Origin of the sequence: Desmospora profundinema (assembly GCF_031454155.1) — a bacterium.
GTDB classification, from domain to species: domain Bacteria; phylum Bacillota; class Bacilli; order Thermoactinomycetales; family DSM-45169; genus Desmospora; species Desmospora profundinema.
Genome location: NZ_JAVDQG010000007.1, coordinates 20,617 through 44,761 on the forward strand (window position 1 = coordinate 20,617; position 24,145 = coordinate 44,761).

General features: G+C 54.4%; 30 protein-coding genes. 2 read left to right on the plus strand and 28 right to left on the minus strand.

What is annotated here, in order from left to right; translation table 11 throughout:
* Nucleotides 1–6: 6 nt before the first annotated feature.
* From rpsE to JOE21_RS14305, 20 genes are all read right to left on the minus strand, one after another.
* Entirely contained in the window at nucleotides 7–477 is a 471-nt protein-coding gene (rpsE, locus tag JOE21_RS14210) for a 30S ribosomal protein S5 (protein WP_309867999.1), read from the minus strand.
* A 44-nt stretch (nucleotides 478–521) separates the two neighbouring features.
* Nucleotides 522–890, minus strand: a complete 369-nt coding sequence (gene rplR, locus JOE21_RS14215; RefSeq protein WP_309867552.1) for a 50S ribosomal protein L18 — start codon at nucleotides 888–890, stop codon at nucleotides 522–524.
* 30 nt (nucleotides 891–920) lie between these two features.
* On the minus strand, nucleotides 921–1,457 hold the full coding sequence (rplF, locus tag JOE21_RS14220) for a 50S ribosomal protein L6 (protein WP_309867555.1): 537 nt from the start codon (nucleotides 1,455–1,457) through the stop codon (nucleotides 921–923).
* Nucleotides 1,458–1,487: 30 nt separating this feature from the next.
* Nucleotides 1,488–1,886 carry a 30S ribosomal protein S8 gene (gene rpsH / locus JOE21_RS14225; RefSeq protein WP_309867558.1) on the minus strand — a complete coding sequence of 133 codons (399 nt, stop codon included), beginning with the start codon at nucleotides 1,884–1,886 and terminating at the stop codon, nucleotides 1,488–1,490.
* Between the two features lie 25 nt (nucleotides 1,887–1,911).
* On the minus strand, nucleotides 1,912–2,097 hold the full coding sequence (locus JOE21_RS14230; protein ID WP_309867560.1) for a type Z 30S ribosomal protein S14: 186 nt from the start codon (nucleotides 2,095–2,097) through the stop codon (nucleotides 1,912–1,914).
* 76 nt (nucleotides 2,098–2,173) lie between these two features.
* The gene (rplE, locus tag JOE21_RS14235; protein ID WP_309867563.1) at nucleotides 2,174–2,719 is read right to left on the minus strand and encodes a 50S ribosomal protein L5; all 546 of its coding nucleotides are present in this window, start codon (nucleotides 2,717–2,719) and stop codon (nucleotides 2,174–2,176) included.
* 29 nt (nucleotides 2,720–2,748) lie between these two features.
* A complete protein-coding gene (gene rplX / locus JOE21_RS14240; protein WP_309868002.1) occupies nucleotides 2,749–3,105 on the minus strand; it encodes a 50S ribosomal protein L24 in 357 nt (118 codons plus the stop codon).
* Between the two features lie 66 nt (nucleotides 3,106–3,171).
* Nucleotides 3,172–3,540 carry a 50S ribosomal protein L14 gene (gene rplN / locus JOE21_RS14245; RefSeq protein WP_309867567.1) on the minus strand — a complete coding sequence of 123 codons (369 nt, stop codon included), beginning with the start codon at nucleotides 3,538–3,540 and terminating at the stop codon, nucleotides 3,172–3,174.
* 34 nt (nucleotides 3,541–3,574) lie between these two features.
* Entirely contained in the window at nucleotides 3,575–3,841 is a 267-nt protein-coding gene (gene rpsQ / locus JOE21_RS14250; RefSeq protein ID WP_309867569.1) for a 30S ribosomal protein S17, read from the minus strand.
* The gene (gene rpmC / locus JOE21_RS14255; protein WP_309867572.1) at nucleotides 3,838–4,050 is read right to left on the minus strand and encodes a 50S ribosomal protein L29; all 213 of its coding nucleotides are present in this window, start codon (nucleotides 4,048–4,050) and stop codon (nucleotides 3,838–3,840) included. The genes rpsQ and rpmC overlap by 4 nt, the downstream gene beginning before the upstream one ends.
* A complete protein-coding gene (gene rplP / locus JOE21_RS14260; RefSeq protein ID WP_309867574.1) occupies nucleotides 4,040–4,474 on the minus strand; it encodes a 50S ribosomal protein L16 in 435 nt (144 codons plus the stop codon). Before rplP ends, rpmC begins: the two co-directional genes overlap by 11 nt.
* 1 nt (nucleotide 4,475) lies before the next feature.
* The gene (gene rpsC, locus JOE21_RS14265) at nucleotides 4,476–5,135 is read right to left on the minus strand and encodes a 30S ribosomal protein S3 (protein ID WP_309867576.1); all 660 of its coding nucleotides are present in this window, start codon (nucleotides 5,133–5,135) and stop codon (nucleotides 4,476–4,478) included.
* 14 nt (nucleotides 5,136–5,149) lie between these two features.
* Nucleotides 5,150–5,497 carry a 50S ribosomal protein L22 gene (rplV, locus tag JOE21_RS14270; protein WP_309867577.1) on the minus strand — a complete coding sequence of 116 codons (348 nt, stop codon included), beginning with the start codon at nucleotides 5,495–5,497 and terminating at the stop codon, nucleotides 5,150–5,152.
* 30 nt (nucleotides 5,498–5,527) lie between these two features.
* Complete coding sequence (gene rpsS / locus JOE21_RS14275; RefSeq protein ID WP_309867578.1) at nucleotides 5,528–5,809, minus strand: 30S ribosomal protein S19; 282 nt, start codon at nucleotides 5,807–5,809, stop codon at nucleotides 5,528–5,530.
* A gap of 39 nt (nucleotides 5,810–5,848) precedes the next feature.
* Nucleotides 5,849–6,682 carry a 50S ribosomal protein L2 gene (rplB, locus tag JOE21_RS14280; RefSeq protein ID WP_309867580.1) on the minus strand — a complete coding sequence of 278 codons (834 nt, stop codon included), beginning with the start codon at nucleotides 6,680–6,682 and terminating at the stop codon, nucleotides 5,849–5,851.
* A gap of 27 nt (nucleotides 6,683–6,709) precedes the next feature.
* Nucleotides 6,710–6,997, minus strand: a complete 288-nt coding sequence (gene rplW, locus JOE21_RS14285) for a 50S ribosomal protein L23 (protein WP_309867582.1) — start codon at nucleotides 6,995–6,997, stop codon at nucleotides 6,710–6,712.
* The gene (gene rplD, locus JOE21_RS14290) at nucleotides 6,994–7,620 is read right to left on the minus strand and encodes a 50S ribosomal protein L4 (protein WP_309867584.1); all 627 of its coding nucleotides are present in this window, start codon (nucleotides 7,618–7,620) and stop codon (nucleotides 6,994–6,996) included. The genes rplW and rplD overlap by 4 nt, the downstream gene beginning before the upstream one ends.
* Nucleotides 7,621–7,643: 23 nt before the next feature.
* A complete protein-coding gene (gene rplC, locus JOE21_RS14295; protein ID WP_309867586.1) occupies nucleotides 7,644–8,270 on the minus strand; it encodes a 50S ribosomal protein L3 in 627 nt (208 codons plus the stop codon).
* 37 nt (nucleotides 8,271–8,307) lie between these two features.
* Nucleotides 8,308–8,616 carry a 30S ribosomal protein S10 gene (rpsJ, locus tag JOE21_RS14300; RefSeq protein WP_091837807.1) on the minus strand — a complete coding sequence of 103 codons (309 nt, stop codon included), beginning with the start codon at nucleotides 8,614–8,616 and terminating at the stop codon, nucleotides 8,308–8,310.
* A gap of 311 nt (nucleotides 8,617–8,927) precedes the next feature.
* On the minus strand, nucleotides 8,928–9,467 hold the full coding sequence (locus JOE21_RS14305; RefSeq protein WP_309867594.1) for an SgrR family transcriptional regulator: 540 nt from the start codon (nucleotides 9,465–9,467) through the stop codon (nucleotides 8,928–8,930).
* Between the two features lie 553 nt (nucleotides 9,468–10,020).
* Between JOE21_RS14305 and pulA the strand changes: the two genes are divergently transcribed.
* Entirely contained in the window at nucleotides 10,021–12,609 is a 2,589-nt protein-coding gene (pulA, locus tag JOE21_RS14310) for a type I pullulanase (protein WP_374709382.1), read from the plus strand.
* 173 nt (nucleotides 12,610–12,782) lie between these two features.
* Complete coding sequence (locus JOE21_RS14315) at nucleotides 12,783–13,025, plus strand: hypothetical protein (protein ID WP_309867595.1); 243 nt, start codon at nucleotides 12,783–12,785, stop codon at nucleotides 13,023–13,025.
* A gap of 111 nt (nucleotides 13,026–13,136) precedes the next feature.
* Here the strand turns inward: JOE21_RS14315 and JOE21_RS14320 are convergent, their stop codons facing one another.
* The 8 genes from JOE21_RS14320 to rpoC form a co-directional block, all read right to left on the minus strand.
* Nucleotides 13,137–13,559, minus strand: a complete 423-nt coding sequence (locus JOE21_RS14320) for a hypothetical protein (protein WP_309867597.1) — start codon at nucleotides 13,557–13,559, stop codon at nucleotides 13,137–13,139.
* A gap of 311 nt (nucleotides 13,560–13,870) precedes the next feature.
* Nucleotides 13,871–15,271 carry an LVIVD repeat-containing protein gene (locus tag JOE21_RS14325; RefSeq protein WP_309867599.1) on the minus strand — a complete coding sequence of 467 codons (1,401 nt, stop codon included), beginning with the start codon at nucleotides 15,269–15,271 and terminating at the stop codon, nucleotides 13,871–13,873.
* 197 nt (nucleotides 15,272–15,468) lie between these two features.
* The gene (gene tuf / locus JOE21_RS14330; protein ID WP_309867603.1) at nucleotides 15,469–16,659 is read right to left on the minus strand and encodes an elongation factor Tu; all 1,191 of its coding nucleotides are present in this window, start codon (nucleotides 16,657–16,659) and stop codon (nucleotides 15,469–15,471) included.
* A 114-nt stretch (nucleotides 16,660–16,773) separates the two neighbouring features.
* Nucleotides 16,774–18,849, minus strand: coding sequence for an elongation factor G (gene fusA / locus JOE21_RS14335; RefSeq protein WP_309867606.1), 2,076 nt, complete (start codon nucleotides 18,847–18,849; stop codon nucleotides 16,774–16,776).
* A 45-nt stretch (nucleotides 18,850–18,894) separates the two neighbouring features.
* Nucleotides 18,895–19,365 carry a 30S ribosomal protein S7 gene (gene rpsG, locus JOE21_RS14340; protein WP_309867609.1) on the minus strand — a complete coding sequence of 157 codons (471 nt, stop codon included), beginning with the start codon at nucleotides 19,363–19,365 and terminating at the stop codon, nucleotides 18,895–18,897.
* Nucleotides 19,366–19,402: 37 nt separating this feature from the next.
* Nucleotides 19,403–19,816, minus strand: a complete 414-nt coding sequence (gene rpsL, locus JOE21_RS14345; protein WP_309867612.1) for a 30S ribosomal protein S12 — start codon at nucleotides 19,814–19,816, stop codon at nucleotides 19,403–19,405.
* A gap of 144 nt (nucleotides 19,817–19,960) precedes the next feature.
* On the minus strand, nucleotides 19,961–20,209 hold the full coding sequence (locus tag JOE21_RS14350; protein WP_309867614.1) for a 50S ribosomal protein L7ae-like protein: 249 nt from the start codon (nucleotides 20,207–20,209) through the stop codon (nucleotides 19,961–19,963).
* A 302-nt stretch (nucleotides 20,210–20,511) separates the two neighbouring features.
* Nucleotides 20,512–24,135: a DNA-directed RNA polymerase subunit beta' gene (gene rpoC / locus JOE21_RS14355; RefSeq protein ID WP_309867615.1), complete on the minus strand. Its 3,624-nt coding sequence runs from the start codon at nucleotides 24,133–24,135 to the stop codon at nucleotides 20,512–20,514.
* Between the last annotated feature and the right edge of the window lie 10 nt (nucleotides 24,136–24,145).

Consider the following 24,145-nt stretch of genomic DNA (forward strand, 5'->3'; position numbering starts at 1 on the left):
CCCTCCTTATCCTAACAGCTCTTCTACAGTTTTGCCGCGCAGCTTGGCCACGTCTTCCGGACGCTTCAAGCTTTCGATCCCTTGCAGGGTGGCGCGAACCATGTTGATCGGGTTATTGGACCCCGTGGATTTGGTAAGAATGTCACCCACACCAGCCACCGTCAGCACATCACGGACGGCTCCGCCGGCAATCACACCGGTACCTTTGGACGCCGGCTTCATCAGCACGCGCCCGGCTCCATATGCGCCGATCACATCATGGGGGATGGTGGTCCCGTTAAGCGGGATGGTGATCATGCTTTTCTTGGCTGCTTCCACCCCTTTGCGGATCGCTTCCGGCACTTCAGCCGCTTTCCCGATCCCGGCTCCCACTTTCCCTTTGCCATCGCCAACCACAACCAAGGCGCTGAAACTGAAACGACGTCCACCTTTCACCACTTTGGCCACCCGGTTGATGCTGACCACTTTTTCGTTCATATCGTCTTTGGGCTGATCCTTGCGCACGCTCTTCCCTCCCCTGCTCAAAAGTTGAGACCTCCTTCACGGGCACCCTCGGCCAATGCTTTGATCCGGCCGTGGTAGAGGTATCCGCCCCGGTCGAATACAACCTGGTCGATCCCTTTTTCTTGAGCCCGCTTGGCCAACAGTTCGCCCACTTTCCGAGCCGCTTCCACGTTGCCGCCGTAGATGCCCACTTCTTTTACTTCAGCGTCCAGGCTGGATGCGGAAACCAACGTATGACCGTTCATGTCGTCGATCACTTGAGCGTAAATGTTCTTGGCGGAGCGAAACACGTTCAGGCGGGGACGCTCCACGGTGCCCATGATCTTTTTGCGGACACGCATGTGACGCCGTTTCCGGCTCTTGTTGCGATCCAGCTTCTTGATCATGCCGCTGTCACTCCTTTCTCAAGGCTTCAATTACTTCCCGGTTTTTCCTTCTTTGCGACGGATGCGCTCATCGCTGTATTTGATCCCTTTTCCTTTGTAAGGTTCGGGTTCGCGGATCGAGCGGATGTTGGCGGCTTGAGCCCCCACTTTTTCCTTATCGATCCCTTTTACGATGATTTGGGTTTGGGAGGGAACATCCAGTTCAATCCCTTCCCGCGGTTCTACTTCCACCGGGTGGGAGTAACCGACGTTCAATACCACTTTGCTGCCCTTTTTCTGGGCCCGGTAACCGACACCCACCAACTCCAAGCTCTTGGTGTAGCCGTTGGTGACTCCTTCTACCATATTGGACACCAAGCTGCGGATCGTTCCGTGCAGGGCGCGGTGTTTACGGTGATCGCTGGGACGCTCCACGATCACTTCGTTTTCTTCCACTTTTACGCTGATTTCGGGATGCAGCTCCCGGGTCAAGGTTCCTTTGGGCCCTTTGACCTGGATGGTGCTCCCGTCCAGCTTCACCTCCACCCCGTTGGGGATGGCGACCGGCTTTTTACCGATACGGGACATGAAGATTCACCTCCATCCTTTCCGACGAGATTACCAGATATAAGCCAGCACTTCGCCGCCCACTTTGGCGTTGCGTGCTTCTTTGTCCGTCATAACCCCTTTGGAGGTAGACAGGACAGCGATTCCCAAACCGCGCAGAACCCGCGGTACTTCCTCGTTTTTGGCGTAAACGCGCAAGCCCGGTTTACTGATCCGTTTCAGCCCGGTGATCACGCGCTCATTGTTGGGGCCGTATTTCAAGAAAATACGGATGATCCCCTGTTTGCCATCTTCCACATATTCCGCATCACGGATGAAACCTTCCTGCTTCAGAATTTCCGCGATTTCCCGTTTCAATTTGGAGGCCGGTACCTCCAGGCTTTCATGGCGAACCAGGTTCGCGTTACGGATGCGGGTCAGCATGTCAGCAATCGGGTCAGTCATCACCATGCAAGATCCCTCCTTCCACTGTCGATTACCAGCTGGCTTTTTTCACACCGGGAATCTGCCCTTTATAGGCCAACTCACGGAAACAAATTCGGCACAAGCGGAACTTCCGGATAACGGAATGCGGCCGTCCGCAGCGGTCACAACGGGTATAGGCGCGCACATCGTACTTGGGCTTGCGCTTTGCTTTGGCGATCATCGATTTCTTGGCCAACGGATTCCCTCCTTTTTAAAAGATGTGAGTCGTACTGAACAGATGTCCAGTCGATCCTCTACTCGTCTTTGCAATCTTACTGCTTCCGGAACGGCATCCCCATCTGGGTCAAGAGTTCACGGGCTTCTTCATCGGAGTCGGCGGTCGTCACGATGACGATATCCATCCCCCGTACACTGTCCACTTTATCGTACTCGATCTCGGGAAACACCAATTGCTCTTTCAGGCCCAGCGTATAGTTGCCGCGACCGTCAAACGCTTTCGGCGAAATCCCGCGGAAGTCACGAACGCGGGGGAGCGCCACATTGATCAGCTTGTCGAGAAAGTCATACATCCGTTCCCCGCGCAGGGTTACTTTGACGCCGATCGGCATCCCTTCCCGCAGTTTGAAGCCGGCGATGGACTTTTTGGCTCGGGTGATCACCGGTTTCTGCCCGGAGATCAGAGTCAGATCTTCCACTGCGCCGTCCAGCACCTTGGCGTTTTGGACCGCTTCCCCCACACCCATGTTGATAACCACTTTTTCCACTTTGGGCACTTGCATCGGAGATTGGTACTCAAACTTTTTCATCAGCGACGGGCTGATTTCCTGTTGGTAACGTTCTTTCAAACGGACTGCCATGGCATTCGTTCCTCCTTTCCTGACGGGGGTTACTTATCAAGAACTTCCCCGGACTTCTTGGCGTAGCGGACTTTCTGTTGCTTGCCGCCTTTGCCTTCCACGGTACGATAACCGATCCGTGTCGGTTCTTTCGACTTCGGGTCTTCCACCATCAGATTGGAGAGGTGGATCGGGGCTTCTTGTTCAATAATGCCCCCTTGCGGGTTGTCCTGGGTAGGACGGCTGTGTTTCTTCACCATGTTTACACCTTCCACGAGAGCCCGCTGTTCCGTCGGGAACACCCGGATTACCCGCCCTTTGGTGTAAACCATTTTTCCGTCTTTATCACGGGTGGGGGCATCTTTTCCGCGCATCACGATCACGGTGTCCCCTTTTTTGATATGCAGCTTGTTCGGACGCTTGGCCTGCATGCTCGGCACCTCCTTACTCAACGGTTCTCATCCGTTCTTGAATCAGAGCACTTCCGGAGCCAGCGAGATGATCTTCATAAAATCTTTCTCGCGCAGTTCCCGGGCGACGGGGCCGAAGATACGAGTCCCACGGGGGCTCTTGTCATCCCGGATCACCACGGCGGCATTTTCGTCAAAGCGAATGTAGGAACCGTCCTGACGACGCGTAGAACGCTTGACGCGTACAATCACGCATTTGACGACTTCCCCCTTCTTGACAACGCCCCCGGGTGTTGCTTGTTTTACCGATGCAACGATGATATCGCCAATCCCTGCAGACTTCCGTTTGGAACCACCTAGAACCTTAATGCACATCAGCTCTTTGGCTCCGGAGTTATCGGCAGCGCGCAGACGGGTTTGCGGTTGAATCATCGGTCTCCCTCCTTCCGCCAGTCAAAAATGAACTTTAAACGATCACGGCTTCTTCGACAACTTCAACCAGGCGCCACCGCTTGTCTTTGGACAACGGGCGGGTTTCCATGATCTTGACGACATCGCCCACTTTGGCTTGGTTTTGTTCGTCGTGAGCCTTGAACTTTTTGCTGTACTTCACGCGTTTGCCGTACAGTTTGTTCCGTTTGTAGGTCTCCACCGCGACGACGATCGTTTTGTCCATCTTGTCGCTGACGACTTTCCCAACGCGCACCTTGCGGCTGTTGCGTTCTTCGGTCATGCCTGTTTCCTCCTTTCAATCCCCAGTTCGCGCTCCCGAATCACCGTTTTGGCGCGGGCGATATTCTTGCGAACCTGACGGATCCGGGCCGGATTGTCCAATTGACCGGTCGCAGCCTGGAACCGGAGGTTGAACAGCTCTTCTTTCAGCGAGGCCAATTGTTGCTCGATCTCCGCGGTGGTCATCTCCAACAGCTCTTTAGCTTTCATCTGTTCCACCACCCGCTTCATCACGTTTTACAAATTTCGTTTTGATCGGAAGTTTGTTGGCCGCCAGCCGCATGGCTTCACGGGCCACTTCTTCCGGAACACCCGCCAGTTCAAACATGATTTTGCCCGGTTTGACGACGGCCACCCATTTCTCAGGAGAACCTTTACCGGAACCCATCCGAACTTCCAGGGGCTTTTGCGTAATCGGCTTGTCGGGGAAAATCTTGATCCAGACTTTACCGCCACGCTTGATATAACGAGTCATCGCGATCCGCGCCGCCTCGATCTGCCGGTTGGTGATCCAGGAAGGCTCGAGCGCTTGCAGGCCATATTCGCCGAACGCCACTTCCGTGCCGCCTTTGGCGCGGCCTTTCATGCGTCCGCGATGCTCTTTCCGATACTTGGTGCGTTTCGGCATCAACATGTTACTTGCCTCCTTCCGCGTCTCCCTTTTTCTTGGCCGGGAGGACCTCACCGCGGTAAATCCACACTTTTACACCGATCCGTCCATAGGTCGTGTGGGCTTCCGCAATTCCGTAGTCAATGTCTGCACGCAGGGTGTGCAGGGGAACCGTACCTTCGCTATATCCTTCCGTCCGGGCGATGTCCGCACCGCCGAGACGGCCGCTCACCTGAGTACGCACACCTTTGGCGCCGGCGCGCAGGGTCCGTTGGATGGTTTGTTTCATCGCACGGCGGAAAGAGATCCGACGCTCCAGCTGTTGTGCGATGCTTTCCGCCACCAGACGGGCATCCAACTCAGGAGATTTGATTTCGTTGATATTGATGTGCACTTTCTTGCCGGTCAGCTTGGTGAGCTGCTGGCGCAGGGCCTCCACTTCGGAGCCGCCCTTCCCGATCACCATCCCGGGCTTTGCCGTATGGATGGTCAGGTTGACACGGTTGGCCGCCCGCTCGATCTCAACGGTGGAGACCGCCGCGTCTTTCAACCGTTTCGCCAGAAATTCGCGGATTCCGATGTCTTCGTGAAGCATGTCGGCGTAGTCTTTTCCACCGTACCACTTGGATTCCCAGTCACGGATGACACCGACACGCAACCCTACCGGGTTGACTTTCTGACCCATGTGCGTTTCCCTCCTTATTTTTCAGATACGACCACCGTAATGTGGCTGGTCCGCTTGTTAATGCGGCTGGCACGTCCCATAGCGCGGGGACGGAAGCGTTTCATGGTCGGACCTTCGTCCACCATCGCTTTTTCCACCACCAGATTTTCGGGGTCCAGGTTGTAGTTGTGCTCCGCATTGGCAATCGCCGACTTCAGCACCTTCTCAATCAGCGGAGAAGCCGCACGAGGCGTGAACTTCAAGATCGCCAGCGCTTCGCCTACGGATTTGCCTCGGATCAGGTCGATGACCAACCGCGCCTTGCGGGGAGCGATCCGAACGTAGCGTGCCACCGCTTTGGCTTGGGTTTGAGTCGCTTCCATGGCTTAAGACCTCCTCTCTGTCACGCTCAATTACCGTTTGCGGGTTTTCCTATCGTCACCGGCGTGTCCTTTAAACGTCCGGGTGGAGACGAATTCGCCCAGTTTATGCCCAACCATATCCTCGGTTACGTACACCGGCACGTGCTTGCGACCGTCATGCACCGCAATGGTATGGCCGATAAAGTCGGGGAAGATCGTGGAGCGACGAGACCAGGTCTTGATCACCTTTTTGTTGTTCTTCTCGTTCAGCTCCCGCACTTTCTTCAACAAGTGTTCGTCTGCAAAAGGCCCCTTTTTCAGGCTGCGACCCATGCATTCAACCTCCCTTCTTTTTCATACAGGGATGTAAGATTACTTCTTCTTACGACGACGTACAATATACTTATCCGACGGCTTGTTCTTTTTCCGTGTTTTGTAACCCAGGGTCGGTTTGCCCCAAGGTGTAACCGGGGATTTGCGTCCGATCGGAGCGCGGCCTTCCCCACCACCGTGCGGGTGGTCTGCCGGGTTCATCACAGAGCCGCGGACGGTCGGGCGAACGCCTTTCCAACGACTGCGGCCGGCTTTCCCGATATTGATCAGCTCATGGTCCAGGTTGCCCACTTGACCGATGGTGGCCCGGCAAGCCCGTTGCACCATGCGGGTTTCTCCGGAAGTCAGACGCAGGATTGCGTATTTGCCGTCCTTACCGAGCAATTGTGCTTGCGTACCGGCAGCGCGAACCAGTTGTCCGCCGGCACCCGGTTTCAGCTCGATGTTGTGGATCACGGTACCCACCGGAATGTTTTCCAACGGCAAGGCGTTCCCCACTTTGATGTCGGCATCCGGACCGGACTGGATCACATCGCCCACTTTCAATCCCTTCGGATGAAGGATGTAACGCTTCTCCCCATCCACATAGTGGATCAGGGCGATGTTGGCGGAACGGTTGGGATCGTATTCGATCGTGGCAACCTTGCCGGGTATGCCGTCTTTGTTCCGTTTGAAGTCGATGATCCGGTACTTGCGCTTGTGGCCGCCGCCCTGATGCCGGGTGGTGATCCGGCCTTGATTGTTGCGGCCCGCTTTTTTGACCAATTTGGCCGTCAAGGATTTCTCCGGCTTATCGGTGGTAATCTCTTCAAAAGTAGAGACCGTCATCTGCCGGCGACCGGGCGAGGTCGGTTTAAAGTGTTTGATACCCATTGATTCGTTCCCTCCTTTTCCAGGGGATTAAGCTTCAAAGAGCTCAATGCTCTTACTGTCGTCCGTCAGCTTTACGATCGCTTTTTTCCGGTCGGAGCTGCGTCCGGTGTAGCGGCCGAAGCGTTTCGGCTTGCCTTTGACGCGCATGGTGTTCACTTGGGACACCTTCACATCAAAGATCTGTTCAACCGCTTTTTTGATTTCCGTCTTGTTGGCTTTCAAGTCCACTTCAAAGACATACTTGTTGTCCGCCATCATGTCGGTGGTTTTCTCGGTTACCACCGGGCGACGGATGATGTCGCGGGGATCTTTCATTTCCCGAGCACCTCCTCCACACGAGACACCGCACCCTGGGTGATGATCAACTTGTCATGGTTCAACACGTCGAGGACGTTGAGTCCGTGGGTGTCGATCACCTTGACACCGGGGATGTTCCGCGCGGACAGGGCCAAGTTCTCATCCACGTTGTCGCTGACCACCAACGCTTTGCGATCAGCGTTCAGGTTGTTTAATACCTTCACCATGTCCTTCGTTTTGGGTGCTTCCAAGGACAACTGATCGAGAACGACCAGACTGTCTTCCTTCACTTTGGAAGAAAGCGCGGAGCGAATCGCCAAGCGGCGCACTTTTTTCGGCAGCTTGTATGCATAGCTGCGCGGGGTGGGTCCAAACGCCACACCACCGCCGACCCAGATCGGGGAGCGGATGCTGCCGTGACGCGCACGTCCCGTTCCTTTTTGTTTCCAAGGCTTGCGGCCGCCGCCACGAACAGCGGCGCGGTTTTTGACGGCATGGGTCCCGCGGCGCTGGGATGCTTGCTGCATCACAACCGCATCATGCAGAACCGATTGGTTGGGCTCGATTCCGAACACGGATTCGGATAATTCCAGTTCGCCCACTTGACTGCCGTTCATGTCCAAGACATTCACTTTCGGCATGAAAGTCTCCTCCCTTCTTTCGCTTATTGACCCTTGACTGCGGATCGAATCACGACATAGCTGTTTTTCGGACCCGGTACGGAACCTTTGACGAGCAGCAGGTTCTTTTCGGTATCCACTTTCACCACTCTCAGGTTTTGGACGGTCACTTTATCCGTGCCCATGCGTCCCGGCAGCGTCTGCCCCTTAAACACGCGCATCGGATCGATGGCGCCCAGGGAACCGGGGCCGCGATGATAGCGGGAACCGTGAGTCATCGGACCGCGGGCTTGATTATGCCGTTTGATGGCACCGGCAAACCCTTTCCCCTTCGACGTGGCGGTGACATCGACGACATCACCTTCGGTGAACAGGTCCGCTTTCACTTCTTGACCCAACTCGAATTCGGTCGGGTTCATCCCGCGGATCTCACGAATGAATTTCTTGGATGCCGAACCCGCTTTTTTGGCATGGCCGGCTTCCGGTTGGTTGGCCCGGTGTTCTTTTTTATCGGCAAACCCGAGCTGGACGGACTCATAGCCGTCGGTTTCGGCCTCTTTTTTCTGCAACACGGCGCAGGGGCCCGCGTTGATCACCGTCACGGGGATCATGGTGCCGTCTTCGGCAAATACTTGCGTCACCCCCAACTTTTTACCGAGAATCCCTTTCACGTCGTACACCTCCTACCGACTGGTATCGTTTTCCTATTCAAAGTTTGATTTCAATGTCGACGCCGGAAGGCAAGTCGAGCCGCATCAGCGCATCCACGGTTTGCGGAGTCGGGTTGACGATGTCGATCAGCCGCTTATGGGTGCGCATCTCGAATTGTTCCCGCGAATCCTTGTATTTGTGAACCGCACGCAAGACCGTGTAGACGGCGCGCTCCGTCGGCAGCGGGATCGGTCCCGATACATCCGCCCCCGTCCGGTTGGCCGTATCGACGATTTTCTCCGCCGATTGATCCAATGCACGATGGTCATACGCCTTCAGGCGAATGCGAATCTTTTGCTTTGCCATGTATGCCCCTCCTTTTCGCTCATTTTCAGGAAATGAACCTTTGCTCCGCGGAAATTACCCGCCCACCCATGGCAAAGGGGCCGGGTGTGTCGGCAACCTTCCGCATCATCGCCGTCCATGACCAACATTCCTCATTATACGTGAATGTCAAAACGGATGCAAGGAAAAACATCCTCGCATCCGTGATGGAATCATGACAGATGGGTCATTTCGATTGGTTCGGGGAAACTGACCCTCCCGTATGGTAGCATGAGGGGATGGGAATCACTAGAATCAATCCGGTTGGGAACCTTCCTTTTTACATCACCGGATTATCGTTTGCGGGAGTCCCTCCGGATCATTCTCCACGTGCCCGTCTCTGTAGATACCATGGTCGGCCTTAGGCGAGAGGAGGATTTCCCCAACAGCTTCCCCTGTTCTTCCAGCGGGATGCCGGGTATGCTCAACTCCCTCATCAAATACCGGTAACAGCGATCCCGAATGGGTGGAGAGACTCCCTTTTTTTTGAGCAATCGGATCGCTTCTTTGTATTTTGCCTGTTGGATGAGATCATCAAAGTGATACAGAAACGCCACGTTCAACGGCTGTATGAACTGAATGGTGGAAGCATTCCCCCTTCCCTTCCCCGGCTGCCATCTCAGATACCCTTCTTCCACCATGCTTTTCAATAAACGGGTGATATTGCGCCTGGAACTGTATAGCGTCTCCGCCAACTCATCCAAGCGGACTTTTATCGTCTGACCTTCGCCCACATCCGAATAGTGCAACCGCAGTTCGATATAATATTCCAATACCTTTATCGAAACCACCTCATCCGTTCCGATATGAAATAAGAGGAACCGGAGTTCCAACCATCCCGAAAGGAAAAATGCGCCAGTCTCTGCCGATCATTATACCCTTTCTTTTCAGGAACTGCACTATACACAAAACAGTCCTGTGAAAAAAATTTCTCACAGGGCTGTTTTTTAGATTGTCCGTAAGCCAAACATTCCCGCCGTCAGACGTACAAGAGTCCGTCGCTGCCCACAATCCTTACACCAGTGATGATCGCCGGGAGGATTAGAAACAGAGATTTTGGGCATGTCGACACCATTGAGCCTTTCCCGTTCCGAAAGCGACCGGAGACTGATCAAGCGCCCATTTATCTTTTTAAATCATTTCCTTCAAGCAAACCGCGGGATCCACTTCATCCCCTTCGATCACCATCACCGTCATACCCTCGTCCGTCCCCGATTCATGGTGCTCCCCCGCTTCCCAATAGGCTGCTAGTCCAGCTTATCGGGATTGAGATTCCTCTTCCCCTTCCCCCTATCTATAAATGATGAAATCTTCCCACTTTATTATTGAAAACCCTTACAAAATCGAGGTACCATGGAGTAGACACCAGGGAAAGGAAGTGACTCTGTGACACACAGAGGATTTAGGAAAAGCGTCTTCATCGCGCTGTCTCTGTTTTTGTTGATGGGCAGTCTTTTTTTCACGCTTCCGGTGCAAACGGTTGCACTAGAGGAGGAAACCGTTGATGTAATCGTCCACTACTGGCGCTTCGGCGGGGATTACGACGGCTGGAACTTATGGGCGTGGGCGGAAGGGAAGGACGGTCAAGCCTTTTCCTTTACCGAAGAAGATGCATACGGTAAGGTAGCCCGGTTCCAGATATCCGGTTTACGTGCCGGGGATCGAATCGGCTTACTCCCCCGCCGCAGTACTCCAGACAACGATTGGGCGGAGAAAGATTATATCGACCGCTATATCAGCAAGTGGGATGAAGCAAATGGACAGGTGGAGGTGTGGATCCTGCAAGGAGAGGAGACGGTTTACTACAGCGAGGATGAGGTGGATCGCTCCCCCCGAATCGTAGAAGCCAGCATGGATGATTGGGATACGCTCACCCTCCGCACCAACCAACCCATTGATTGGCGTGGCGTGGAAGATCGGATCACCCTGTCCGACGGGTTTGGTATCCAATCCATCGAATCACCGAATCCCGATCAAGAAAAAACCAACCGAATCATCATCCATACGGATCGGCAGATGGACATCTCCCAGCCTCCACGCCTCACCCTGGAAGGATACGGGGAGAAAACGGTAACGGCGGGCAAGGTGGTTCGAACGGATGCTTTTGATGAGCGATATGCGTACAACGGGAAGCTGGGTCCGCTTTTCAGCAAAAAAAAGACCGATTTCCGTTTGTGGGCACCCACCGCCCGAAAAGCCCAGCTGGTGGTCTACGATTATTGGGATGACGAGAACGGAAAAGCAATCGACATGAAACCAGGAAAAAGGGGGACATGGCACGCCTCCCTACCCGGAAACCGGCACGGCCTCATCTACACATACCGCGTCCAAATCGGGGACGACTGGAATGAAGCAGTCGACCCGTATGCCAAAGGGGTCACCGTCAACGGCGACAAAGGGGTCGTCCTGGATATGAAACGGACCAACCCGAAGCGGTGGAAACCGAAGAAAAAGCCGAAATTCGCCGAGCCGACAGATGCCATCATTTATGAGCTGCATGTGCGGGACCTCTCGATCCACCCCGAAAGCGGAATTAAACGGAAAGGAACGTTCCTGGGAGTGACGGAAAAAGGAACACGCGGTCCCGGGGGAGTGAAAACCGGGCTGGATCACATCAAAGATCTGGGTGTCACCCATGTGCAATTCCTGCCGATCTACGATTACGCTACGGTAGATGAGACCCGTTTGGATGAACCGCAGTACAACTGGGGGTACGACCCCAAAAACTACAACGCCCCTGAAGGCTCCTATGCCACTAATCCCTATAATCCCGTCACCCGAATCCGGGAGTTGAAGCAAATGGTGCAAACGCTTCACAATGAGGATCTTCGGGTGGTGATGGACGTCGTTTACAACCACGTGTATGACGCGGAAGCCTCCCATTTTCATCAGCTGGTACCGGGTTACTACTTCCGATACAACGAAGATGGAACCCTTGCCAACGGGTCCGGTGTCGGAAATGACACCGCTTCGGAGCGGGCGATGATGCGAAAGTTCATCGTAGAGTCGGTCTCATTCTGGGCGAAAGAGTATAACTTGGACGGTTTCCGCTTTGACCTGATGGGGATCCATGATGTAGACACGATGAATGAAGTGCGCAAGGCCCTCGATCAAATCGACCCCTCCATCGTCATCATCGGCGAGGGATGGGATCTGAACACCCCTTTATCCCCTGAGCGGAAAGCCAACCAAAAAAACGCGAAAAAGATGGAACGGATCGCCCATTTTAACGACCATATCCGAGATGGATTAAAGGGAAGTGTCTTCGATGAAGCCGATTCCGGCTTTGTCAACGGGAAGCCCGGTATGGAACAGGAAATTCAGCGCGGGATCACCGGCGGCATCGATTACAGCGAAGAGCTGTCCACCTTTGCCGAGTCTCCCAACCAGACAGTCACTTATGTGGAAGCCCACGACAATCACACCTTGTGGGACAAACTGGAGCTGACCCAGCCCGATGCTTCCAAGGAAGAACGGATACAGATGCATAAACTGGCCACATCCGTGGTCCTCACCTCCCAAGGTATCTCCTTCCTCCACGCCGGACAGGAGTTTATGCGCACCAAGTACGGGGATGAAAACAGCTACAAATCCCCCGACGAAATCAACCGCCTCGACTGGGAGCGGCGAGCCGCTTTTGATAATGAGGTGCGATACGCCAAAGGGCTCATTCAGCTGCGTCAAGCCAAACCCCAGTTCCGTCTGTCCGATCCCGATGAGATCCGAAAGCGACTCACCTTCCTGAACGCTCCGGAGAATACTGTCGCTTACAGTCTGGCGGGGCAGAAGCGGCAAAAAACCTTGGTCGTGGTTCATAACGCCAACGCCGATGCGGTAAAGGTCACGCTTCCTTCCAAGGGCTCTTGGAACGTGCTTGTCAATGGCTATAAGGCTGGCACCAAACCCTTGGATGTGGTAAAGGGGAACACAGTCACCGTCGATCCCCGCAGCACATGGGTGCTGGAAGCAAAATAACGGAGAGCATGGTTACGAGTGGAATGAAACCGATTGACAGGCCCATTTTGGGGCCTTTTTTTGATTGGAGCAGGTTTTCTGTCTACATATGTGATAAAGGAATATCATAGCCGCAACAAATCGCAAAAAGGGACTGTTTGGTTTCTTAGCGCAATGGCGAGGAGGGATGAAAGTTGAACATGGTTAAACGTTTTGTTTTGGTCTGCATCCCATTTTTTCTTACCACAATCCTCACCGCTTGTAGTGACTCGAATAAGGAGATCTATGAAATCGTGACTCTCAATGGAGAAGAATATATTTTCAAAAGCTATCATGAGGAGAAGTATCGCAGAGAAGGCTTCGTGTATGAGATTACTTCAACTGTGAAACCCGATCAATTACCTGTTCAAGATGGTCAATCCAATTATTTTCCTTAAGGAACGAAAATATATACAATCGCCGGGGAACAGGATTTGCTGTTAGCGAAGAATTCGGAAGAAGCGATCGTCATACAAAAAAGAAGTGCGCTAAAATAGCTCCGACTGGATTCATCTTTTAGCACCAAACTGCAACCGGTGCTCCACTGCCTCCGCCACCTTCTCCAGTGACGGCACATGACCGGTCGCGATCGGTTTCCCATCCACAAAAACGGCCAATCGATGCCATCCCGTAAGCCAACCCGCCATCAAGGGGAGCGGAGAGCGCCCCGCCTGACGACCTGCTTGCCACAGGAGGGCCGTGTAGGAAAAAAGATTGCGCGGGTCGACCACGTCCAGCTGAACCTTCTCGCCAAAGCGCGACTCCAACCCTCGATACAGCCGCCCCATCTCCTCCATCCAGCGGCGGCGTTCAGCAAAAACCGGCCCTTCCCGTGACCAACGGGCGGCATCCCCTGCCACTCGACCACAACAGCCGCTGGAAGACATCTGCCCATCGATTTCCCGCACCAGCAACACACGGACCGCAGACACGAACCATCCCTCCCGATGCGATATTGGTTATGATTTTTCTATTCTTGCTTTCATTGTACGGGAATCCCGTGATGGTTCAACCTCGGAAGAATTATTAGGTCCGAAAAAAACCGTTCCCTGAGGGAAACGGTTTAGGGCCTGTCTGGTAATTCAATTTTTCGCAAGAACAAGAGAGGGTCGGTGTGGCTGGCGGAGAGCCTTTGCGCTTTTTGCAACGAAACGAAGACAGCCATACCGACCCGGGATCTCACGCTACGGATTGTTCAGTCACACCCTTGTAACTTGTCAGTACTTCACCGTTTATCAATCGATCAATGAACATTTATCTGCTGGGACTTCCGATTTAGTTCCAGCACTTTCAGCCCCGAACCCATATCCGATGCCAGGATCTCATTTTTATGTAGGAAAACCCCCCACACCATCGCCCGGTCGGGTACATAGGAGGCGACTTCGTATGGTTGTGTCGGGTCGGCGATGTTCACGATCCGGACGCCATCGGAATAATGGGACAGATACAGGAGATTCCCTTTCACCTTTGGATCATGTACCGTATAGGTCCCGGGCTCCCTCTCTCCTGCCTTGATCTGCCGTATGGAGTTTTCCGAACGATAATCCCCGATCAACCGGGGCTTTTTCTTGTCCTTGATGTCGTAGATGCGGACATATCCCCAGCCCCGCTCAAATTCGGGATCAGAAGGGTCGGGTTCAAATACTTCCCGCGTCTCGATCAAGAGCGTCCCTCCTTTGGCCAAGGCGGCAGAGTGAGCAGCCCCCTGTACATGACGCTCAAACTTGGTGTTTCCCAGTATTTTCGGTTTTTGCGGGTCGCGAATATCAACAATGATCGTCCCCAAATCCCAGTAGGAGACAAAGGCGTAATGCCCTTTATGATCGGTAATGATGCTGTGGGCAAAAGCAGTTCGTCTGGCCCCTTCGTCATCGGTGTAGGCGTATCCGTCATAGTCTTCCGCCTTCAACAGTTCACGGGGATTCCAGTTGTACAACTCCTCTGGCTCTGTTGGATTACTTACATCCACAATGGAAAAGTCGTGATACTCTCCTTGGGTATAGTAATCGGCATAAATGTTGGCGGCAAGCAACAAGACCCGATTTCCCTGCACCGTCAAGTACAGTTCATGGGTGCCGGTCCGGATTTCTTCGGGCACCGTCCAGAAGGCGAGCTTCTTGGGCTTCTCGGGGTTGGTTACGTCATAGAGAAGCACGCCCCCATTTTGGGTTTGATCCTGGCGGTATTTTTGAACACTGACCACCGCCAGATCCCCTTTGAAATGCGTCGTATTTACCGATTTTACAATCACTTTTTCCTGCCACGTACCCGGAAGATCATTGGCGAAGGCCGCCACTTCCACCGGATTTGCCGGATTGCGGATATCAAAGACACGAACCCCTTCGTTGGATTGTTGTCCACGGTGGGTCCCTACATAGGCATATCCTTTGTGGGCATACACATCGGCAGAGGTGACGGGAACTCCTTTCAATTCTTCCGGTGAAGCGGCGGCGATTTCTTTCAACTCATAGTGGGGATGAGCACTCACCCTGGCTTTTCCTTTGTTCCATGCTTTGCCCGGTTTGACAACTTTCGTTTTGTCATTCTGGTGATCCGGACCCAATCCGCATGCATAGGCAGTCATGGGTGTGAGGGCGATTAACATCATAACCGCCCACACACCTGTTTTCATCCAAAGGCGCAAGGTTATCCCTCCTGTTTTTCGAATATATCCATTATACTATTTTTTTCTAAACACGAAGGAAACTCTCACTAAATTTTTTATATGCTGATTTTCTTTTTACGACGAGATAACCTCTTTTGTACATTAAACCCTTCAGCAGTAGCCAACATTAATATATAAAAAAAGACCCCCGTCAGGGAGTCTTTTTCCATTCTGGATTACTCAGAGATGGTGGTCACAGCGCCGGCGCCGACCGTACGGCCGCCTTCACGGATCGCGAAGCGGGTGCCGTCTTCGATGGCGATCGGAGCAATCAGTTCCACATCCATCTCAATGTTGTCACCAGGCATCACCATTTCGGTTCCTTCCGGCAGGTTGATCACACCAGTCACGTCCGTGGTACGGAAGTAGAACTGAGGACGGTAACCGTTGAAGAACGGGGTGTGACGACCACCTTCATCTTTGGACAAGATGTAAACCTGGGCTTTGAACTTGGTATGAGGTTTCACAGTACCGGGTTTAGCCAACACTTGACCGCGTTGGATGTCTTCCCGGTTCACACCGCGCAGCAGGGCACCGATGTTGTCACCGGCTTCGGCTTCATCCATCAGCTTACGGAACATTTCCACCCCGGTCACAACCGTTTTGCGGATATCTTCTTGCATCCCGATGATTTCCACTTCATCGGTCACTTTGATGATCCCCCGCTCCACACGACCGGTGGCCACGGTACCGCGACCGGTAATAGTGAAGACGTCCTCGACCGGCATCAGGAAGGGTTTATCTTTATCCCGTTCCGGGTTCGGAACATAAGCGTCCACTTCCCGCATCAGTTCCAGGATTTTTTCAGCCCACTCGCTTTCCGGCTCTTCCAGAGCTTTCAGAGCGGAACCAGACACAACCGGGATGTCGTCACCAGGGAAGTCGTATTCAGACAGCAGTTCACGCACTTCCATTTCAACCAGTTCCAAGAGCTCTTCGTCGTCAACCATGTCCACTTTGTTCAGGAAGACCACGATGTTCTCCACACCCACCTGGCTGGAGAGCAGGATGTGTTCCCGGGTTTGCGGCATCGGACCGTCAGCGGCGGACACCACCAGGATCGCACCGTCCATTTGGGCGGCACCGGTGATCATGTTTTTCACGTAGTCAGCGTGGCCTGGGCAGTCCACGTGGGCATAGTGGCGGTTTTCGGTTTCATATTCCACGTGGGCGGTGGAGATGGTGATCCCCCGCTCTTTTTCTTCCGGAGCTTTGTCGATTTGATCGTAAGCGGTGGCGGTAGCGCCGCCGGTTTTAGCCAAGATCGTGGTGATCGCAGCCGTCAGGGTCGTTTTCCCGTGGTCAACGTGGCCAATGGTGCCGACATTGACGTGAGGTTTTGTACGCTCAAACTTCTCTTTCGCCATGACTCGAAATCCTCCTTTTGATACCTTCGATAAATGGTTTAATGTATGAGGGAGAAAGCGGGAAGCGGTTCACCCGCTTCCAACTCTCTGTACCCGTTGGACTTGCATCCAAGATCACTGCCCGGATGCTTTGGCGATGATCTCTTCCGCGATGTTTTTCGGCACTTCTTCGTAATGGTCAAAGTGCATCGAGTAGACTCCGCGGCCTTGCGTGCGGGAACGCAGGTTGGTGGCGTACCCGAACATTTCGGCCAGCGGCACCATGCCCCGGATTACTTGGGCACCGCCACGGGCTTCCATTCCTTCTACCCGACCACGGCGTGAGTTGATGTCACCCATGACATCACCCATGTATTCCTCAGGGACGGTGACTTCCACTTTCATCACCGGCTCGAGCAGAACCGGGTTACATTTGGCCTTCGCCGCTTTCAATGCCATGGAACCGGCGATTTTAAAGGCCATTTCCGAGGAGTCCACATCGTGGTACGAACCATCGACGATGGTCGCCTTGACGTCCACGAGGGGGTATCCCGCCAACACACCGTTTTGCAGGGCTTCTTCCACACCCGATTGAACGGCCGGGATGTATTCCCGCGGAACCACACCACCGACGATCTTGTTGACGAATTCGAAACCGCCGCCTTCTTCCAGGGGTTCGAACTCGATCCAGACATGACCGTACTGACCGCGACCACCCGACTGGCGGACAAATTTCCCTTCCACCTTGGCCCCGCTGCGGAAGGTTTCGCGGTAAGCCACCTGGGGCTGACCCACGTTGGCGTCCACTTTAAACTCCCGACGCAGCCGGTCGACGATGATATCCAGGTGCAGCTCACCCATCCCGTGGATGATGGTTTGGCCCGTGTCTTCGTCGGTTTCGGCGCGGAAGGTGGGATCCTCTTCCGCCAGCTTGGCAAGAGCCATCCCCATCTTATCCTGGTCGCTCTTGGTTTTCGGCTCGATCGCCAACTGAATCACCGGCTCCGGGAAGACCATGGATTCCAGGATGATCGGGTTCTTTTCGTCGCACAGAGTGTCACCGGTGCCGGTGTCCTTCAGACCGACGGCAGCGGCAATGTCACCGGAATACACCGTTTTAATCTCTTCCCGGCTGTTGGCGTGCATCTGCAGGATGCGGCCAACCCGTTCCCGTTTGCCTTTGGTGGCGTTGAGCACATAGGAGCCCGAATTCAGGGTTCCGGAGTAAACCCGGAAGAAGGTGAGCTTCCCGACAAACGGATCGGTCATGATCTTAAAGGCGAGCGCAGCGAAAGGCTCGTTGTCGTCAGATTTACGTTGGGCTTCGGAGCCATCCGGCAGTTCCCCTTGGATCGGCGGAACGTCCAGCGGGGACGGCATGTAGTCGACGACGGCGTCCAGCATCAGCTGAACCCCTTTGTTTTTATAGGAAGAGCCGCAGAGGACCGGAATGATCTCCACGTTGACGACCCCTTTGCGGATAGCCGCTTTGATCTCCTCTTCGGTCAATTCCTCTTCCATAAGCACTTTTTCCATCAGCTCATCGTCGAGGTCCGCCAGGGCTTCAAACAACTTGGTGCGGTATTCCTCCGCCTTCTCCTTGTATTCATCCGGGATTTCCCGCGCTTCGGTACGGGTTCCTAGATCATCCAGGAAGAAGTAGGCACAGTTTTTGACCAGGTCGATGATTCCTTCAAAGGTATCTTCGGCCCCGATCGGCAACTGGATCGGCACAGCATTGGCGTTCAACCGATCCCGCATCTGTTCAACGCCGCCGTAAAAGTCGGCACCGATAATATCCATTTTGTTGACGTAGGCAATGCGGGGGACCTGGTATTTATCCGCTTGACGCCAGACGGTTTCCGATTGCGGTTCCACACCGCCTTTGGCGCAAAAGACCCCCACAGACCCGTCCAACACGCGCAGGGAACGCTCTACCTCGACAGTAAAGTCCACGTGACCCGGAGTATCGATGATATTGATCCGATGATCGTTCCACTGACAAGTGGTGGCAGCGGACGTGATCGTGATCCCGCGTTCCTGTTCCTGCTCCATCCAGTCCATCGTGGCCGCACCTTCGTGCACCTCACCGATTTTATGAACGCGGCCGCTGTAAAACAGGATCCGTTCCGTGGTCGTGGTTTTTCCGGCGTCGATATGAGCCATGATCCCGATGTTGCGCGTCTCTTTCAAAGAGAACTCACGTGCCATCAGGGTTGTCTCCTTTCATGATTGACAAAAGATGAGGAAAGCACCTTACCAGCGATAGTGGGCGAAAGCACGGTTGGCTTCGGCCATCCGGTGAGTGTCTTCCTTTTTCTTGATGGCGGCACCAGTGTTGTTAGCGGCATCCATCAATTCGTTGGCCAAACGCTCTTGCATGGTTTTTTCGCCGCGCAGTCGCGCATAGCTGACCAACCAGCGAAGGCCGAGACTGGTACGCCGTTCTGGTTTTACTTCCACCGGTACCTGGTAGTTGGCACCACCCACCCGGCGGGCCTTTACTTCCAGAACCGGCATCACATTCTTCAGGGATTGTTCAAACACTTCCATCGGGTCTTGGCCCGAACGCTCACGCACGATGTCAAATGCATCGTACAGGATCTTTTGAGCTTTCCCCTTTTTTCCGTCCTGCATCAGCCGGTTGATCAAACGAGTGACCAACTTGCTGTTGTAAATCGGATCCGGCAGTACTTCCCGGCGAGGCACAGGTCCTTTTCGAGGCATCGGATTCCCTCCTTTTCTGCATGATCGCTATCCATGATTATTTCTTCGGTCGTTTGGTTCCGTATTTGGAACGCCCCTGCATCCGGTTTTGTACCCCGGCGGTATCCAATGCACCGCGTACGATGTGGTAACGGACACCCGGAAGGTCCTTCACCCGGCCCCCGCGAACGAGAACAACGGAGTGCTCCTGGAGGTTGTGACCGATCCCCGGGATGTAGGCCGTCACCTCGATGTTGTTGCTCAAGCGGACACGAGCGTATTTACGCAGGGCGGAGTTCGGCTTTTTCGGAGTCATCGTACCCACACGGGTGCAGACACCCCGTTTTTGCGGAGAACTTTGGTTCGTCGTTTCCTTGCGGAAGCTGTTGTATCCATGTTGCAGAGCCGGAGCGGTGGATTTTTCCACTTTGCGCTTCCGTCCTTTGCGGATCAATTGGTTGATTGTTGGCATGTTTACGTCACCTCCTCACTTGATATTTTAAGTCCACAGAGCCAGGCGGTTCATTTTGAGGTACAAAATTGGAACCCACACCCAAACCAAACCGCGTGCGTCTCGAGACACGCGGTTTGAAGGGTATCGGTTGTTCCAATTTGCTTACTCAAGGATGGTGGCCGTCGCGGCGCCCACTTCAATACCGCAGGCTTCGCCCAACTCCCTCATGGAGTCGACGTACACGACAGGCACTCCGTGTTGGCGACAGAGTTGGATCAGGGAGCGCGTCACGTGTTCATCAGCATCTTGTGCCACCAGCACTTGCTGCGCTTTCCCCTGCTCAATCGCTTTCTTGGTCTGCTTGGCTCCAATCAACAGAGAACTTGCCGTTTTCACTTTATCATAAGACAAGAATGTTCGCCCTCCAAAGTGAAAAATACCAAGCACACGACGATATATTACCACCTGGGTCATCCGTTGTCAACCAATCGCTTCCTGGTTGTAGTCCCTTTAGGGGCAACCAATGGATCTGTTTCTAATTGTAGTCCCTATGGGGCAACCAATAGATGGCTACGGAAGGACGCGGTCAGCTTGGTTTTCCGTCTTACATTCCCATGCGTAGCAAGTTACGCCGCAGGATTTCCAAGCCTCCCTCTCTTATGATAGTCCCGTAGGGGCACGCCCCGGCATATACCGGGGATCGGCCTTCTTGGTTAATCCACCAGTACGGTTTCCGCCGCCTTGGCTTGGCCTGCCGCCTCTTCCGTTTCCGGTGTCTTGTCGACGGCCAGGTTGCGGTAGCGGGACATCCCGGTCCCGGCGGGAACCAGTTTCCCGATGATGACGTTCTCCTTGAGCCCCAGCAGGCGGTCCACCTTGCCTTTGATGGCAGCGTCGGTCAGGACGCGGGTGGTTTCCTGGAAGGATGCCGCCGACAGGAACGATTCCGTCTCCAACGAAGCCTTGGTGATCCCCAGCAAGATCGGCCGCGCCACAGCCGGTTCTCCTCCCTCCAGGAGGGCTTTCCGGTTGGCCGTCTCGTAATCGTGCAGATCAACGAAAGAGCCGGGCAACAGATCGGTGTCGCCGGAATCGGTGATCCGCACTTTGCGCATCATTTGCCGAATCATCACTTCCACGTGCTTGTCGTTGATTTCCACCCCTTGCAGACGGTACACCTTCTGCACTTCCTGCAAGATGTACTCCTGAACGCCGCGCACGCCTTTCACCCGCAGCAGCTCTTTGGGGTCGATGGAACCCTCGGTCAGCTCGTCGCCGGCTTCGACAACATCGCCGACGGAGACTTTTAGACGGGAGCCATAAGGGATCTGGTAGCTCTTCGACTCCACGTCGCCTTCCACTTCGATCTCACGACGGTCCTTCACCTCTCGGATGTCGGTAACCTTGCCGCCGATCTCCGTGATGGTAGCTTGCCCTTTCGGGTTCCGGGCTTCAAACAGTTCCTGAATCCGGGGCAGACCCTGCGTGATGTCGTCCCCGGCCACACCGCCGGTATGGAAGGTACGCATGGTCAACTGGGTACCCGGTTCCCCGATGGATTGGGCGGCAATAATCCCAACAGCCTCGCCGATCTCCACTCGGGTTCCCAAGGCCAGGTTGCGTCCGTAACACTTACGGCAGACACCGTGGTGAGTACGGCAGCTGAGAACGGAACGAATCTCCACTTCCTGAACACCGGTGGCTACGATGTGCCCCGCCTTCTCTTCATCGATCAGCTGGTTGCGTTCCGCCAGAACTTCTCCGGTTTCCGGATGGCGGACCGTCTTAAAGGCCACCCGGCCCACGATCCGATCAAACAGATCTTCGATCACTTCGTTTCCTTCCCGAATCCGGCTGACCGGCAGCCCTTTGTCCGTGCCGCAATCCTCTTCACGGACGATCACGTCCTGGGCCACATCCACCAACCGGCGGGTGAGGTAACCGGAGTCGGCGGTCCGGAGCGCCGTATCGGCCAGCCCTTTCCGGGCACCGTGGGTGGAAATAAAGTACTCCAACACGGTAAGTCCTTCACGGAAGTTGGACTTAATCGGCAACTCAATGATCCGCCCTGACGGGTTGGCCATCAGACCCCGCATCCCTGCCAACTGTGTGATCTGGGACACGTTCCCCCGGGCACCGGAGTTGGCCATCATGAAGATCGGGTTGAATTTACCCAGTTTCTTCATCAGCACTTCCGTGATATCGTCCTTGGCTTGGCTCCAGATGGAGATCACCCGTTCATACCGCTCTTCTTCGGTGATCAAACCGCGGCGGTATTGTTTCAACACCGTTTGGACTTTTTTCTCCGCTTCTTCTAGGATCGCCGGTTTCTCCTCCGGCACCACCACGTCGGAAACGGACATGGTAATCCCTGCTTTGGTGGAGTAGGAGTAGCCCAAGGCTTTCATATTGTCCATCAGCACAGAGGTTTCTTTGGTGCCGAAACGACGGAAGCATTCGGCGATCACCGTACCGAGGAACCCTTTTTTCAGGGCATCCTGCTCCGGCATTTCCTTGATCTTCTTGGCGATGTCGACCCCTTTGTCGTACACGAAATACTTCTCCGGAGTTCCATCCGTCAGGTTGGTCTTGGAAGGTTCGTTGATATACGGGTATTCCGGCGGGAAAATCTCGTTGAAGATCAGTTTCCCAACCGTGGTCAGAAGCAACGCTTCCTGCTGTTTTTCCGTAAAAGCCGGCTTGTTCAGGGTTTTCACCGGAACGGCAATCCGGCTGTGCAAGGTGACATAACCTTGGGTATAGGCATTGATCGCCTCGCCGATATCGGTGAAGACTTTGCCTTCCCCGGGTGAACCCGCCCGCTCCAGGGTGAGGTAGTAACTCCCTAACACCATGTCCTGGGAGGGGGTGACCACCGGTTTCCCGTCTTTGGGGTTGAGGATGTTTTGCGCCGCCAGCATCAACAAGCGCGCCTCGGCCTGGGCCTCAGCGGACAACGGCACGTGAACGGCCATCTGGTCGCCGTCGAAATCGGCGTTGTATGCCGTACAGACCAACGGGTGCAACCGAATGGCCCGCCCTTCCACCAGGATCGGCTCAAACGCCTGGATCCCCAAACGGTGCAACGTAGGGGCCCGGTTGAGCAATACCGGGTGTTCCTTGATGACCTCTTCCAACACATCCCACACTTCGGGGTGGACGCGTTCCACCTTGCGCTTAGCGCTCTTGATGTTGTGAGCCAAACCTTTGGCCACCAATTCCTTCATCACGAAGGGCTTGAACAGCTCCAATGCCATCTCCTTCGGCAGACCGCACTGGTACATCTTCAGGTTGGGCCCTACCACAATCACGGAACGGCCGGAGTAGTCCACCCGTTTGCCCAGCAAGTTTTGGCGGAACCGTCCTTGTTTCCCTTTCAACATATGAGAAAGGGATTTGAGGGGTCGATTGCCGGGACCGGTGACCGGGCGGCCGCGGCGGCCGTTGTCGATCAGAGCATCGACGGCTTCCTGCAACATCCGTTTTTCGTTCTGGACGATAATATCGGGAGCCCCCAGATCCAACAGCCGCTTCAAGCGGTTGTTCCGGTTGATCACTCGGCGGTACAGATCGTTCAGATCGGACGTGGCAAAACGCCCCCCGTCCAACTGCACCATGGGACGAAGCTCAGGAGGAATCACCGGCAATACGTCCAACACCATCCAATCCGGATGGTTACCAGAGGCACGGAACGCTTCCAGCACTTCCAGCCGCTTTATCGCCCGGTTCCGGCGTTGACCCTGGGCGGTCTGCATCTCATCCTTGAGCCCTTGCACCTCTTTGTCCAGGTCGATGTCCGCCAGAATCCGCTTGATCGCTTCCGCCCCCATCATGGCGGTAAAGGCGTTGCCGTATTTTTCCCGGTAACTGCGATACTCTTTTTCGGACAAGAGCTGTTTTTTCTCCAAGGGAGTGGCACCGGGATCCACCACTACATAGGAAGCAAAGTAAATCACTTCTTCCAGGGAGCGGGGGGACATATCCAATACCAACCCCATCCGGCTGGGGATCCCTTTGAAATACCAGATATGGGAGACGGGAGCGGCCAATTCGATGTGACCCATCCGTTCCCGGCGTACTTTGGACCGGGTGACTTCCACACCACAACGGTCACAGACGACACCTTTATAACGGACGCGTTTGTACTTCCCGCAGTGACATTCCCAATCTTTGGTAGGACCGAAGATCTTCTCGCAGAAAAGACCTTCTTTTTCGGGCTTCAGCGTCCGGTAGTTGATCGTTTCCGGCTTTTTCACTTCCCCGCGGGACCAGGAACGGATCTTATTGGGGGAAGCGAGTCCAATTTTCATAAACTCAAAGTTGTTAACGTCCAGCACAGGGCATTCC